The organism is Undibacterium sp. MH2W (genome assembly GCF_049340215.1).
Classification (GTDB): domain Bacteria; phylum Pseudomonadota; class Gammaproteobacteria; order Burkholderiales; family Burkholderiaceae_D; genus Undibacterium.
In genome coordinates, this window is sequence record NZ_JBMPPA010000003.1 from 445,247 (window position 1) to 459,827 (window position 14,581).

General features: G+C 47.5%; 15 protein-coding genes. 4 read left to right on the top strand and 11 right to left on the bottom strand.

Features of this window, described 5'->3' with window-relative positions; genetic code table 11:
- Positions 1-28 precede the first annotated feature (28 nt).
- The 4 genes from ACO0K2_RS09940 to ACO0K2_RS09955 form a co-directional block, all read right to left on the bottom strand.
- Positions 29-1,015, bottom strand: coding sequence for a beta-ketoacyl-ACP synthase III (locus ACO0K2_RS09940; protein WP_423018232.1), 987 nt, complete (start codon positions 1,013-1,015; stop codon positions 29-31).
- Positions 1,012-2,088, bottom strand: coding sequence for a phosphate acyltransferase PlsX (gene plsX, locus ACO0K2_RS09945; protein ID WP_423018234.1), 1,077 nt, complete (start codon positions 2,086-2,088; stop codon positions 1,012-1,014). The genes ACO0K2_RS09940 and plsX overlap by 4 nt, the downstream gene beginning before the upstream one ends.
- Positions 2,089-2,336: 248 nt before the next feature.
- Positions 2,337-2,519 carry a 50S ribosomal protein L32 gene (gene rpmF / locus ACO0K2_RS09950; protein WP_162018712.1) on the bottom strand — a complete coding sequence of 61 codons (183 nt, stop codon included), beginning with the start codon at positions 2,517-2,519 and terminating at the stop codon, positions 2,337-2,339.
- Positions 2,520-2,643: 124 nt separating this feature from the next.
- Positions 2,644-3,168, bottom strand: coding sequence for a YceD family protein (locus tag ACO0K2_RS09955; protein WP_423018236.1), 525 nt, complete (start codon positions 3,166-3,168; stop codon positions 2,644-2,646).
- A 139-nt stretch (positions 3,169-3,307) separates the two neighbouring features.
- Here ACO0K2_RS09955 and ACO0K2_RS09960 point away from each other — a divergent pair, with 139 nt between their 5' ends.
- The 3 genes from ACO0K2_RS09960 (at position 3,308) to ACO0K2_RS09970 (ending at position 6,024) form a co-directional block, all read left to right on the top strand.
- Positions 3,308-3,925: a Maf-like protein gene (locus tag ACO0K2_RS09960; RefSeq protein ID WP_423018238.1), complete on the top strand. Its 618-nt coding sequence runs from the start codon at positions 3,308-3,310 to the stop codon at positions 3,923-3,925.
- Between the two features lie 98 nt (positions 3,926-4,023).
- Complete coding sequence (locus ACO0K2_RS09965; RefSeq protein ID WP_423018240.1) at positions 4,024-4,779, top strand: SAM-dependent methyltransferase; 756 nt, start codon at positions 4,024-4,026, stop codon at positions 4,777-4,779.
- An 84-nt stretch (positions 4,780-4,863) separates the two neighbouring features.
- Positions 4,864-6,024, top strand: coding sequence for an iron-containing alcohol dehydrogenase (locus ACO0K2_RS09970; RefSeq protein ID WP_423018242.1), 1,161 nt, complete (start codon positions 4,864-4,866; stop codon positions 6,022-6,024).
- A gap of 86 nt (positions 6,025-6,110) precedes the next feature.
- Here the strand turns inward: ACO0K2_RS09970 and ACO0K2_RS09975 are convergent, their stop codons facing one another.
- The 5 genes from ACO0K2_RS09975 to ACO0K2_RS09995 form a co-directional block, all read right to left on the bottom strand.
- Entirely contained in the window at positions 6,111-7,334 is a 1,224-nt protein-coding gene (locus tag ACO0K2_RS09975; protein ID WP_423018244.1) for a hypothetical protein, read from the bottom strand.
- Positions 7,335-7,425: 91 nt separating this feature from the next.
- Positions 7,426-8,184, bottom strand: coding sequence for a hypothetical protein (locus ACO0K2_RS09980; protein ID WP_423018246.1), 759 nt, complete (start codon positions 8,182-8,184; stop codon positions 7,426-7,428).
- Positions 8,185-8,192: 8 nt separating this feature from the next.
- Entirely contained in the window at positions 8,193-8,789 is a 597-nt protein-coding gene (locus tag ACO0K2_RS09985) for a hypothetical protein (protein WP_423018247.1), read from the bottom strand.
- The gene (locus ACO0K2_RS09990; RefSeq protein WP_423018249.1) at positions 8,786-9,064 is read right to left on the bottom strand and encodes a DnaJ domain-containing protein; all 279 of its coding nucleotides are present in this window, start codon (positions 9,062-9,064) and stop codon (positions 8,786-8,788) included. Before ACO0K2_RS09990 ends, ACO0K2_RS09985 begins: the two co-directional genes overlap by 4 nt.
- Before the next feature lie 205 nt (positions 9,065-9,269).
- A complete protein-coding gene (locus ACO0K2_RS09995) occupies positions 9,270-9,749 on the bottom strand; it encodes an FKBP-type peptidyl-prolyl cis-trans isomerase (RefSeq protein WP_423018251.1) in 480 nt (159 codons plus the stop codon).
- 301 nt (positions 9,750-10,050) lie between these two features.
- Here ACO0K2_RS09995 and ACO0K2_RS10000 point away from each other — a divergent pair, with 301 nt between their 5' ends.
- Positions 10,051-10,626, top strand: a complete 576-nt coding sequence (locus ACO0K2_RS10000) for an SAM-dependent methyltransferase (RefSeq protein ID WP_423018253.1) — start codon at positions 10,051-10,053, stop codon at positions 10,624-10,626.
- 52 nt (positions 10,627-10,678) lie between these two features.
- Here the strand turns inward: ACO0K2_RS10000 and ACO0K2_RS10005 are convergent, their stop codons facing one another.
- Positions 10,679-11,140: a type IV pilin protein gene (locus ACO0K2_RS10005; protein WP_423018255.1), complete on the bottom strand. Its 462-nt coding sequence runs from the start codon at positions 11,138-11,140 to the stop codon at positions 10,679-10,681.
- A 23-nt stretch (positions 11,141-11,163) separates the two neighbouring features.
- Complete coding sequence (locus ACO0K2_RS10010; protein ID WP_423018257.1) at positions 11,164-14,565, bottom strand: PilC/PilY family type IV pilus protein; 3,402 nt, start codon at positions 14,563-14,565, stop codon at positions 11,164-11,166.
- Positions 14,566-14,581: the final 16 nt, after the last annotated feature.

Below are 14,581 nucleotides of genomic sequence, written 5' to 3' on the forward strand. Positions count from 1 at the left end.
TTTTATGTCTCTCTTGGGTTATTTCAGTTTACATTTGAACAATGGCGGCACCCCAGGTAAATCCGCCACCAACACCTTCTAATAAAATCTTGTGCCCTGCCTGAACGCGACCATCACGAACCGCCTGATCCAAAGCCAAGGGAATCGATGCAGCCGACGTATTTCCGTGCTGATCAACGGTGACCACCAACTTTTCCATTGGAAGTCGCATTTTCTTTGCAGTGCTTTGCATGATGCGAATATTGGCCTGATGTGGAATCAACCAGTCAATATCTTCTGCTTGCAGACCAGCGAGTTCCAGTGCTTCGTTAGCCACTTTCTCTAAGACGGAAACGGCAAGTTTAAAGACGGCTTGTCCATCCATATGCAAGAAACCACTTCCAGCAATCGCATTGTTTTGAACTTGGCCCGGCACACACAAAATATCGGCATAACTACCATCAGCATGCAGTTTTGTGGACAACACGCCTGGCGTTTCTGAACGAGACATCACTACAGCACCCGCCCCATCGCCAAACAAGACGCAAGTAGTACGGTCTTGAAAATTGAGAATGCGAGAAAATACTTCTGCACCAATCACCAGCACGTTCTTGTGCGTGCCAGATTTAATCATGCTGTCAGCAATCGACATCGCATACATAAATCCACTACAGACCGCCTGCACATCCATCGCTGCCGCACCATTTTTGATTTCAAGCTTGTTTTGAACAATGCATGCAGTACTAGGAAACCCACCGATAAAATCAGGAGTCGAGGTCGCCAGAATGATCATATCAATGTCGTTCGGGTGCAATTTCGCCGCATCCAACGCTTGCTTTGCAGCCTCAACAGCAAGATCACTGGAATTGACGCCTTCGTCTGCATAGTGGCGAAAAGATATCCCACTACGAGAAACGATCCACTCATCGGAAGTTTCTATCCCTTGAGCAGCGAGTTGATCAGCTAAGTCTTGATTACTTACTTTTTTGGGTGGAAGGTAACTGCCAGTGCCAATAATTTTGCTAAAAAAAGTCATGCGATTTTCTGTGCTGTTTGGTCGTTATGGGTAGGCGCAACCGGGTCTGCCACCGGCATCAAAACCGCCATTGAAGAGGAAATCCGTTTTAACACATCATTTTTGGCCGCATCGAAGGCACGTTGAATTGCCCACTCATAGCTATATTTATCTGCACCGCCATGGCTTTTAAAGACGATACCGCGCAAGCCCAATAAGCTGCCACCATTGTAGTTTGACGGATTCATCGTGCGAGAAATGGATTTCAGCGCACCCCGCGCAATAATCGCGCCGAGTATATTGAGAGGATTGCTTTTAAATGCCTCAGTTAAGGTCGTCTTCACAAAGCGCCCCATGCCTTCAGCGGCCTTCAATGTGACGTTACCAACGAAGCCATCGCAAACGACAATGTCAGTTGTACCTTTGAAGATGTCATTTCCTTCGACATTGCCGTAGAAATTCAACAGACCGCGCTCATGGTCGGCGCGAAGTAACTGCGCCGTGCGTTTAACGACGTCATTCCCTTTGATATCTTCTTCGCCGACATTGAGCAAGCCGATACTTGGCTTTTCTCTACCCTCGAGCGCGGAAACCAAGACAGAACCCATAATAGCGAACTGATGCAAATGGACTGGCTCGCAATCAACATTGGCACCTAAATCGAGCATATAGGTCGGTTTATTTTTCTGGTTCGGCAACATGCCGAAAATCGCTGGGCGATCGACACCATGCATTGTTTTTAATACATAGCGAGAAACTGCCATCAACGCGCCTGTATTGCCAGCAGAGACGCATGCTTGCGCATGTCCGTCTTTCACCTGCGTCACGGCAACGCGCATTGAAGAGTCTTTTTTGCGACGGAGAGCGACTTCGATCGGATCATCCATCTCGACCATCTCTGACGCATGAATGACTTTAATTCTTGGATGCTGAGTCGCGTGATTTTTTTTCAGTTCAGCTTGAATTCGATCTTCAAGCCCTACCAATAGAAATTCGACATCGGGCTCACGATTCGCGAAGGCAACCGCTGCCGCCACGGTAACTACAGGTCCGTGATCGCCGCCCATGCAGTCAATGGAAATTTTTATTGTCATGTGGTGTTACGAAACTTCTATACGAAACAGCTAGTGTACCAAATTAGAGGACTTTTTCAGTTATTTTCATTGTTATTAAGTAATGAAATGAGAAAAAAACTGTGTTTTGGCTGAGTTCAATCAAAAAAATGGTCTGCAATCTCGCTTGATAAAGCGTTAAAACCTCACATCAACACGAAACGCAAGACGTAAAAAAAGCGGCGTCAAGTCAAAGACTCGCAACGCCGCTTTTTTACTAAAAAACGAGATTACTCGTCGTTTTTAGTTTTCAATACTTTACGACCACGGTAAAAGCCGTTTGGGCTGATGTGGTGGCGCAGATGTGTTTCACCTGTTGTTGGCTCGATACCTAACTGTGGTGCAGTCAGGAAATCGTGGGAACGGTGCATACCACGCTTGGATGGGGATTTTTTGTTTTGCTGAACTGCCATGATAACTCCTAATACTTCAAAAAATGTTTCTAAAAATTTACACACCTGGCTGAAGAGTGCGAACATCACCAACCAAGAATCCCTAACAATACTTCGACCTGAGTGTTTTTTCAGAATAATGCCACTAGGTACGCCCACTTATCTTCTTCAGCACAGCGAAAGGAGATACTTTTTCACTGCTTTCTGCGTCAACCCGTGCAGTAGAATCTGCTGAAGCCAATGGTACATCTGGGCATACTGCATGTTTGGGCGATTGGGGTATTGCGAGTAGCGCTTCATCTTCGATCAACGCGTTGACGTCGAATGTTTTGCTACCTACTACAACATCGACCTCGTCATCTTCTAGTAATGCGTCAATTTCATCGGCATTTTCTTCGTTTTTGGCGAGTATCAATACTGATTCTGAGTCAATTTCAAATGCAAATGGTGCAAGGCAACGCTGACAAACCAAATTTACACTGCCAGCGACCGTTAATCGTAGCTCTGCGTGACCTAATTTGTCTTTCCCACCAGACAAAGTCCAGTTCAACACACCCTCTGTGTTAGCACTTTCTTCTGAAAGACGGGTCAAATCTGCTACCGGAATACTGCCGGAACGCTGCTCTTCGAGCCGACAAAAGGTGAAGGCATCAATCACAAAAGCTTGCATAGGATTATTTGAACCCAGAAAACCTGCGATAATAACAGCACTCGCCCTTGTTAGTCAAAGGCTTAGATGCACTTTTTAGCCGAAAACAAGTCAAAAACGCAATTTACAGCAAAAGTTACTCCCAGATCAAGCTTCATCTATGAAAAATAGCCCTCCCAACCTGATTTTAGCGTCGAGTTCCCGTTATCGTGCCGAACTGTTAAGTCGCTTGCAGATCCCTTTTACTTCGATAGCGCCTGAGATTGACGAAACTCCGCGAGAAGGAGAATCTCCCCTGGCAACTTCGCTACGTTTAGCGCGTGAAAAGGCAGAAGCCATCGCCAAAACACATCACGACAAAGGCGCTGCGTTGATCATCGGCTCAGACCAAGTGGCGACACTGGACGGGATGCAAATTGGCAAACCAGGAAACCATGAAAACGCCCTCAAGCAATTGCAATTGATGCGTGGACGTGAAGTCATCTTCCATACGGCCTTATGCCTCCTTGATACCCGACCGATCGCTCCCATCCCACTGCAGATTCGAGAAATCAGGACAGTCGTGCATTTTCGGGACTTAAGCGATGCCGAACTCGATGCTTATCTACGCATTGAACACCCCTACGATTGCGCAGGAAGCGCGAAGAATGAAGCATTGGGTATCGCCATTCTTTCGTCGATCGAAAGCACCGACCCAACCGCGCTAACAGGACTTCCTCTGATTGCCCTAACGGATATGCTCCGCAACGCAGGCGTCGAATTTTTCAACAGGTCGTAAAAACCGCTATTTTTAGGTCAGCGACGTCATACACGTGAGAAAATAACTCCCTACTCTTTTTTCACTCGTCGCGACTTTTCGCATTTACATTCAAAATAATGACAATCGGTACACTCTTTCTTATTCCAAACACGCTCGGTTACTACGAAGGTCAGCAAGAAGGCCTGCTCGCAAAGATTATTCCCGACACCGTTCAGGCGATGACCGCGCAATTGAGCTATTTTGTTGCTGAAAATGCGAAGACGACACGCGCTTACTTAAAGTTCCTTGGACAATCCCATCCACTGAAACTGGCGATGCAAGACATTCAGATCAGTGAATTGAACGTCAATACACCAGAAAAAGCATTAGAAGGTCTGATACAACCCCTCTTACAAGGACGTGATGTAGGACTGATCTCTGAAGCAGGTGTTCCTGCTGTGGCTGATCCCGGCGCTAATTTGGTACGCCTCGCGCATCAAAAAGGGATCACCGTCCGCCCCCTCGTCGGACCCTCCTCGTTGTTACTTGGCCTAATGGGCAGCGGTTTGAATGGACAAAGTTTTGCGTTTCATGGCTACTTACCAACGGATGTGGCACTGAGAGCGAAGCGAATCAAAGAATTGGAAGATCGCTCCAAAAAAGAAAAACAGACACAATTACTGATCGAGACACCCTACCGCAATGCCGCCATGCTGGAAGCCTTAGCGAACACCTGTCACTCAGCGACACTCATTTGTGTTGCAACTGATCTCAGTCTACCAACTGAATCCATTCAGACGCGCTCAGCAAGCGATTGGAAGAAGCGTATCGCTGCGAGCCAACTGCCTGACTTCCACAAGAAACCGACGGTATTCTTGTTTCTTGCTGCTTAAAAACTTTCTAAAAATATCAAATTGTGAACGGTCGGTTAGTTTTTTAAATTTCAGCTACTATGTGTTTTTTGGAGGGAAATTCACATGCTCAACTTTGACTTTTATAATCCTACCCACATCCTTTTTGGCCAAGGCCGTATCGCTGATTTGAACAAGGTGATACCAGAAAACGCCAAGGTGTTAGTCCTGTATGGTGGTGGCAGCATTAAGCAGAATGGTGTTTTCGAAGAAGTGATCGCTGCGCTTGGCACACGCTCCGTAACAGAATTTACAGGCATTGAACCCAATCCAAGCTACGAAACGTTGATGAAAGCCGTCGACGTGATTAAGCAAGGTGGCATCGACTTTTTGCTAGCGGTGGGTGGTGGCTCCGTCATCGACGGTACAAAATTCATCGCAGCAGCCGCCCTCTTTGAAGGCGACGATCCATGGGCAATTCTTGAAAAGCGCGGTAGCAACGTCAAGAAAGCAATGCCATTCGGCAGCGTATTGACGCTACCAGCAACAGGATCGGAAATGAATGCCGGCGCCGTTGTCACTCGACAATCGATCAAAGCAAAAATGGCGTTTTCTAGCCCCCATTGCTATCCAAAGTTTTCAGTACTAGATCCAACAAAAACCTACACATTGCCAGCACGCCAAATTGGCAACGGCGCAGTCGATGCGTTTGTTCATGTGATGGAACAATACATGACCTATCCCGTGAATTCTCCTGTGCAGGATCGATTTGCTGAAGGTTTATTGCGCACATTGATCGAAGAAGGGCCGAAGGCGCTTGCCAATCCGCATGATTACGATGTGCGTGCGAACTTGATGTGGTGCGCAACCATGGCGCTCAATGGATTGATTTCTGTCGGCGTCCCTCAAGACTGGGCGACGCATATGATTGGCCATGAGTTAACGGCATTGCACGGCATCGATCATGCCCAAACCTTAGCTATTGTGTTGCCAAGCATGCTGCGTGTGCGCAAAGAAGCGAAACGCGCCAAGCTACTCCAGTATGCGGAGCGTGTCTGGGATGTGCGTGAAGGTGATGAAGACATTCGCATTGAGACTGCCATTAGCCGTACACAAGACTTCTTTGAGCAAATGGGCGTAAAAACGCGCTTGAGTGATTATAAGCTCGATGCAAGCAACATCAATCCTATCCTTGCTGCCCTAGAGACACATCGTATGGTCGCCCTTGGTGAAAAACGCGATGTAACGATCGACGTCAGCCGTCAGGTATTGGAATTAAGTCTATAAAAAGACGTCCCACTCTCCATAAAAAAATCCGGCATTTTGTTTGCCGGATTTTTTTTATAATCACCAGATCACACCGGATCCAAATTTCACTTTGAAGTCGATTTTTGTACATGGCAATGCAAAGCGAGGAAGCGCATCGCACCACTATAAGTCGTATCCCAATCGTCCATGATATAGGTGTCAGCCTCATCAACGAAATTCGCCCAATCCTCTAACAAGCCCTCCTGCTTTTCATGGGGCGCAGATTGTTTGATCCAAGCCACTGCAAGCTCATGGGGGAAACCGTCTTTTCTGAACTGCTTCACGATTGATTTTGCGACTTTTTCACTGATGGCTGTTTTTGGCGGAATACCTGCAGAAATACAGACAAACAAGGTCATCAATGAATCGACATCCGTCTTCCCTTTGGTCAGACGGCTCCACTCTTTCGATACTAACGCATCGTACTCAGACGTATCTTCAATTTCGTGATCACCGAGGTAGTATTTATCTTTGAGGCTAAACACTAAACGGTCTAACGATAATTTCTTGTCCTGCAACACAGGCAAATCGTGTTCTTTAATTTCCTCAATAATCCGCGTCACAATCGGCATGAACTTTTCAGGAATCTCCGATAAATCAACTTTCTCGATTGCTTTGTTTCGCTTTGCGGCTGGCATGGTACGAACGGCTTCCAAGAGCGTCGCAAATTCCAGTTGATTCGCAAGATTATCTTCTGGCGAGCCAAACATCATGACAAACAAAGCCGAGCGAATCACAGCGACCGCCTCCGCATCCTCTTCTTTCAAGCTTTCCCCTGAAATACCGAGGTAGTCACCAAACCAATAGCCAGCTTCAATTTCAAGGGCATTGAGTTGACGGTGCGTGAGTGTATTTCGGTACTCATGCGGCTTTTCTTTCAAAGACCACACTTCCAGAAAATCTTCAACGCGGCCTTTCGCTTCACGTCCCAGCAGTGCATACTCAGGTAAAGCAAACAATGCTTTCAATAACCCGGATCCACCACGTGATAAGGTGAGAAATGTGTTGTCCCGGATAAGTTTCGCAGCAACATCAAGATCGCCGCGAGACGTCTCGATGAGGTACAAACTCGACAGATTCACAATGCGTTTTCGCGCCGCTTCGATATCTGGGCGGAGATATTTACTACCAAACGTCTCCGCGATCTGCACCATGCCTTTGGGTGCTTCTGCTTCGATACTGGCGATTTTACTGCTTGGAATAATGGCGCGCTGCACACCGTGACGCAAAGCAGTTTCAAAAAAAGGACGGTTATCGATCAGGGCAATATCGTATTGGGACTCAGACATAGGATCTCTACTCGCGTTAAATTCAGCTAAAACAAATAAAAATGCAGAACGTCTCGAACGCTCTGCATCTCTTTACCACGACAGCAACAAATTACAAGGCTGACTCTTCGTCGTCGTCCTTATCGTCACCATCGTCGTTATTTTTAGGACGTTCATCCTCTTCCTCTTCCGACTCACCACCTTCAAGTTCATCTGATTGCAGATTCGCCAGATACGCCTTATAGCGTGCACGTAGTTTCATCAACACTTCACGGAAGATTTCTGGCAACTCGTATCGCAAAATATAGGTGACCTGCATCCAATCATGGTCCTCTAAATTCGCCATATCGAGCGGCGACGCAAGGCTTTCTGTGTCACGATCCAAATTCATGAGATCGTCTTCCTGCGCCTGTGTGCGGCCTTCGCCATATTCGTACAAATCGAACGTCGCATAGCGATAGAAATGCTCTACCATCTGAGTGCGATCAAGAAGGTAATCAACGAGCGCATCGTAGCCACCTTCAACTTCGGCGATTTCATACAAAAATTCAGCAGGATCGGAGCCCTCGCGGAAAATTACCGAGTTAATCATACCGCGCAGTTGCTCATGGGTTTGATCACCATATCGACGCTCCAGCACAACCGCCTGTGCGAACTGCTCTGGTGTTACAAGCAAATTCACCAACGATTCTTTCGAGGCATCGTATTCACGAATAATTGCCAGCAAATCTTTGGGTGGAAATTCGTCAAGCGCAGCAACGAGTGCTTTATCACCCTGCGTCTCAGCGATATTTGCCAAAGCAAACTCAGCACCTGCGATGTCACCCGCCAGGATCAGATTTTGTGCTTCAATTAATGCAGGTAAAGTCATTATTTTCCTTAATCTTTACGGTCAAAGCCCTGTTCAGCAAGCCAATCCGCGCCTGCTTCATCAAGATCATAATCATCACCATCATCACCGTCGTCGCGACCATGGCGTCCGTAATGACCGTCGAGATCACCGTTTTCTTTGAGCTCTTCGGCCTCGTCATTTGCTTCGCTATCTTCGTCGTCCTCTAAGGTGTTGGTAGCGCTGTGCTTACGCGCCTGCTGACCGCGATTGAGGTACTCAAGACCCGCTGCAATCACCATAAAGCGTTCACCACCCTCTTCCTTGAGCACAATTTTACTCAAAGGTTCAGCCCAAGGCTCAAGCCGCACGGCCGCTTGCAAACTTTTCCATGAAGGTAACTTTGACTCTTCTTTGGTACTCAATGTTTCCATCACCAAGGGATTGAGAAAAATAAATCCCGAATGAAACGCCGACGCCAACATCTCTGGATTACTCTCCATCATAGGCAATAACAGGGGCAGTTGCTCTGCTTTCTCCCGCAATCTTGCCTTGAGAATGATCTTGCCTTCTGAATCCGATTTTAAATCTTCAATTTCGGCGTTGTACACCGAGGTCAAGTCTTCAAAAAAACGTGACAATTTCACTTCAATACTCCTGATAAATAATGCTTCCAGACCTCAGTTGCTGTTTCTAGCGGAGAGTCTAGTAAGTTACGACGACGGTTTTCATCGTAAGCAGTGCGAGCTGCATCGTCCGACAAGATGTCATAGGCCTCTTTCACCGCGTGAAACTTTTCCGGCGCCAATTCTGATGTATTACGATCAGGATGAAACTCGGCGGCTTTCTGACGGAAGGCTTTCTTAATATCTGTTAAGGTCGCATTCGGTGCGATCCCCAGAATGACGTAATAATCTTTCATAGAATCTTTGAAAAAATTAACGGTATTCTGCGCTGCACTGACGCATTTGCCGCATTGATTAAGGGAAGAACTGCTATTTCACCGTATCAATATCTGCATTCTGCTTCATACAGCGATATGTGATGTGTGACATCGCCCGACCAACAATGATACGTTTCTCAATGACATTGATAAACAGTCTTGTCAGTCGGACGAAAAAGGACAATTAGTGCTGATGACCGTGTTCGCCGTGAACGTGGCCATGGACGATCTCTTCGTCGCTTGCTTCGCGAATGTTCAGAACTTCTGCGTCGAAGCGAATTGTCATGCCTGCCAACGGATGATTACCATCTACAGTGACGACGCCTGCATCAATCGCAGTGACGCGGAACTGCATTGTTTCTTCTGTTTCTGGATCGCGTGTTTCAAACATCATGCCGACTTCGATGTCTGGTGGAAACAACCCTACATCTTCTTGACGAACGAATTGCGGATCAAACTCGCCAAAGCCTTCTTCTGGCGTTAACGTCACCGAAACTTTATCACCGACGGCTTTGCCATCGAGTGCGGCTTCGACTGCTGGCAAAATATTGTCATAGCCACCATGCAAATAAACGATAGGGTCTTGGTTTTGATCAATGATGTCACCGTCGGCATTAAACATCGTGTAGTTAAGGCTGACAACTGAGTTGGGTGTGATTTGCATAATGGTAAATAAAATTTAAAGTGGGTTATTGAATGTGATCGATCATACACAATGGAACAAGACAACTTGATTTAAGGCGATTACCGCTTATTTGCCCGAGATGACAGCTTATTTCTATGCAGACTTCGTTTCATGGAATGCCGATTTCAACGTAATCACATTCAGAACTTGGACCCGTATTGTAGCAGAGCCAGTCATTTCTCTCATCTTTGGGCGAAGATCAAGAAAAAAAGACCCCTAAATCAAGGCAAACAAGGTATATTCCGCAACCTTTCACTCACCGACCAGATAGGAACCGCACATGCTCATCATTACAATTAAACAAGGTAAAGAAAAAGCAATTCTGGCCGGAGAGCCTTGGATCTACCTCTCAGCGATTGCGCGAATCGATGGCAGATTTGAAGAACGAATGAAAGTGGGAGGCACCGCGATGATCCGGTCATCCTCTGGGCAGTTCCTTGCCAAAGCGGCGTGGAGCCCTCAATCACAGATTCGCGCCAGAATCTGGACCCGCGACGAGAAGGAAGCCGTGGATCATGCAATGATAAAGCGGCGTGTTCAGCAGGCTCTGGCCAAACCTCGCCCCACCCCCGCTTCAGCATATGCGCCAATCCGACTTATCGATGGCGAAAAGGATTCTCTGCCGGGATTAATCGTTGATTATGTTGGTAGCAATCCTGGCTATTTGGTCTGCCAGTTTCAAGCGGCAGGTGTTGATGCATGGAAAGTAACAATCGTTAAGGCATTAATTGCCGAAACCGGTTGCCCCAACGTCTATGAGCATGCCGATCCCTTGATTCGGGCAGGAGAAGGACTACCTGCCTATTCTTCAGCATTGGCTGGAGAAGAGCCTCCATCCGAATTTGATATCGCTTAAGCCAAAAAAAAGCGCGGTAAAGAAACCGCGCCTTTTGAATTAACGACATTCACTACCAACATCCGACAGAGGCTGCCACCGCACCACTCGCGTTAGAGTTAGACTGGGTTCCTAAATAATCAAGGATATACGTTCCACACGCATCGGTCGCTTGTGTGCCGGTCGGCGCAACGTTAATCGTGTAGGTGGTAGTTGAATTACCAGCAGCAGGAAAACTCATTGTGTAATAGCTCGTATTACCAGACATGACGGCGACAGATGTCGCCCCCGCTGCCGCATTCAGACCCAACTTACTCATGTCTGTCGTATATGCGTTGTTGGTAGCAAAAAACTTTTCCTCACGAGCAGCCAGATCGAGTGCCGCATTTTTCGCGTCAATACGTCGGCCTTTCATAATGGACGTATTGTAAGCAGGTAGCGCCACTGCAGCGAGAATACCAACGACGGCAACTGCCACGATCAGCTCTAACAGCGTAAATCCCTTAGGTTGCTTCAATTGTCTATTTTTGTTCATCACGATCCTTTTCCCTCTTTTTATTAACGTAACTTAACCCATGTCATACGCTTCCCTGATGCTGCACCTGGCACATCACCTGGATTCGGGACGGCGACACCATTATTGGTTTGGGTAATAATAAACTGCTTTGTAATCGTACCAGTGGTACCGGTACTACCAGAGCTACCTGTTTTACTGGTCGAAGTAACAAATGTCGGCGTACCTGTACCACTTAAACCCAAACCAGCGATGACTGCACCTGAGGGCGCAGAGATACCAGCGTTTGCTGCTGCGGTCGCAAAATACGAAGAAACAGGCGCACCACCTGTATCAGGTGTAACTGCCATTGTAAATCCCGACGCCGGTTGCGTGTTACAACTCAATACCTGATTGACCGCTGGTATGGTCGTGTTGACAAACAAAAGTCCATTTTGAATGATCGGGTTGTAGATGATTTGTTCACCACTATTCGGCAAGGACATTTGCCAGCCAAACTGATTATTCGTGCCGCTCGAACAAGTTGTAGAACCCGACCAACACACTACATTTTGCGTCACAACACGGTAACCCGAGATAGCACCGGTACCGCCGCTGTAGTTCGTAATCGTCTGTGTTTGCAGATTACTTGTAGAAATAGTTTGCGGTGCAGTTAAGCTCGCATAATCGAGGGCACTGATCGCATTCCATCCACTCATATCCCAATCCCAGATGCCATACATCGCCTGCGTACCTGAGGCATACGTAGCACCGCTAGTGAGCGTTTGAGGATACTGCACACCTGTACCAAAGTTGATGATAACGCGTGCATTCCCTTTCGTTTGCTGAACGGTACTGACCATTAACTTCGTGGTAATTGGCTGCCCACTCGGTGTCGTAAAGAGTGGTTTTGAGCCCATCGCCCATTTAGAGGGATCACTATTCGTCAAATCTAAGCGCCAAATTTGTCCGTAAGCATCACCGGCATAAACGTAGTCCACAACGCCATCACTATCCAAATCCACTGGCGTTGTGTAGTCAATCCAGTTCATTGAGGTAGTGCTACCAGATTTCGTATCGAAATATCTGAAAGTAATGGCCCCCGTACCTTGATCAACCGACATCACAAAAATACCGGATGTTCCGTTAGCATTATTACGACCATTACCAAAGATAACGGCCCAGTTACCATCGTGGAGCAAGCGAACAACTGGCGTGCCATACTGGCTACCTAATTTGTTTTTGCACGCGGAATCGTTGACACAAGTAATGGTGGAAGAAGACCACTCGCCAAGAACAAGTTTAGACGCATTACTCTCCTGGAAAGTTGTTGGATCAGTGATATCTAATGCGTAGATAACACCGTTGCCAGCCGTATTAGCGTTACCAATCGCACCAGTTGCATTACCGCCCGCACCGAGGCCGCCGACCACCCATGTGTGCCAGTTGCTCGCATAGTACAAGCTACCAATACCTGGTGTCGCATCGACAAACGCGTTATGACCATAACTCGGGGAGGAGTAATCTAAGGATGTATTTGAAGTATGGATGCTATTGACGACTGCATTTGGGACGTACGCAATCATCTCTTTACCATCGTTCGGATTGCCGGCGCGGAAGCCGTGCAACATACCATCGTTCGCACCAACATAGACGATATTAGTGCGGTTGGCGTAACTTGTCGCGAAATTCAGATAAGAGCTGTATCCCGTCAACGCCTTACCAGTCAATGCATCGGTCGTTGGTAACACAGTCGGAACAGTCGGACCGCCAACCCACACAGGGCTCGAATTCACGATATCTCCCAAAACACCTGTTCTGGCGCGGTAAGGACCAACACCTGAAGAGTTAATCTCGTTGCTTCTATCACCACGCAAATAAGCAACCCTGTTCGTTCCCGTGTCAGAACCAGAGCCGGTGCCACCAATCGCAGCAGCTTGCGCTGTACTGAGACTACCATATTGGAATCCAATACCAGAGCTCGACGTAGGATTCCAGCTAAGCACTGTACGAGCACTGGAAGCCTGCGCAGTCGCCTGAGTTGCACCCGAAGAACAACCTGTCAAGACGCAATTTGCGTCCCAGTTGGGCGTGGTACTGATAGAGATATTCCCACTGCTATCCGTTAATAAGCTCGATGCGGTTAATTGCCCCCATGAATTGAGCGCGTGGTAAAACGCCAAATAAATTTGCGACCCAACCTGTACCTTTGCCGCTTGTTGAGTATTCGTACCCGCAGAATCTCCTGCAGTATTAATCTGTGCCGCCTTAAAGCAAGTAATCTCATGGACGTTCGTACCGCCACCGGTACCGGCCGTGAAGCCGAATAAGAACGTGGAAGGCAATGGTCCGTTGTTCGCCGTAATACTCTGGCTCGTAATAACTGGCGTTGTTGCTCCCCCATTGACGCTGTACGAAAGGCTCAATAATCCATCTTGGGTAATTTTTAACGCATAGGTGATAGGTGTTGCGGCACCGCGAGTCGAGGAATTCGACGTACTACTCTCCTGACTGAAAATCGGAGAATTCATCAGAGTCGGGCCGGTAATAATCGGATAATCAAGTACCGAAACATTGGTGTTCGACCAAGACTGGGAGCTCGAATTCCATTTCCAATATTTCCCAGTTGAGCAAGCGTAATAAACCCCTGCGTTCGGACGTGGAAGAGAGAATGTGCAGCGTCCATATCGATCAGAAGTAATGCAATATGAGGTAGAATCCGTTGCCAAACTCGACGGATACCAAGTGGGTTGCGCAGTTGAGAGTGACGGGTAATAGACGCTACCCGCTCCCCGCACCACAATCGACCCCGGAAGTGGACCGCTACCATCTGCAGTGGTATCTGATGGATTGGAAAAGTTACCATACTCATCAATCGCCACCGCCAAATATCCGCCGTCGGTACCATTATTTTGCGTTTTATTGTTCGAACAGCTATATCCCAAGCTACCACCGAAAGCACCAAGCACCATTTTTGATGCTGGACTAGTCAGCTTTGCACCATCCACCAAGAAAAATGCCATACCGTCCGCCCCCGAAGACTTGCCGGCGTTGTTTTGGTACGCATTGCCACCGTAGGTCACCGTGGTGAAAGTAACCTGAACACCCTGCGAAGTACCAAATGGCACGGTTGAGATGATCTGCCCTGTTCTTGAGGTATCGCTCGTTCCCCCATTCGTTAAGCGCAAAGCACCTTGCCCGACAGGATCAGGTAAGCTACCTGAAACACCCCCAACCTGGACGTTGCCTGTATTGACGTTCTTCGCTGTACATGCCGGGATTTGACTCGTTGACCCATCCCCTGCGGTTAAGCATGTGTCACCAAACGTTTGCCATTTCAGGGATTGTGAATTAGACGATGCCCCTGTGAGCGTATCACTCACGACCACTTGCGCACCAACACCAAACGACACAGATAATGCCGCAATTCCTGCAATAGAATAGAGACGAGATTTTCGCAACTTCATGATATTTACCTGTATG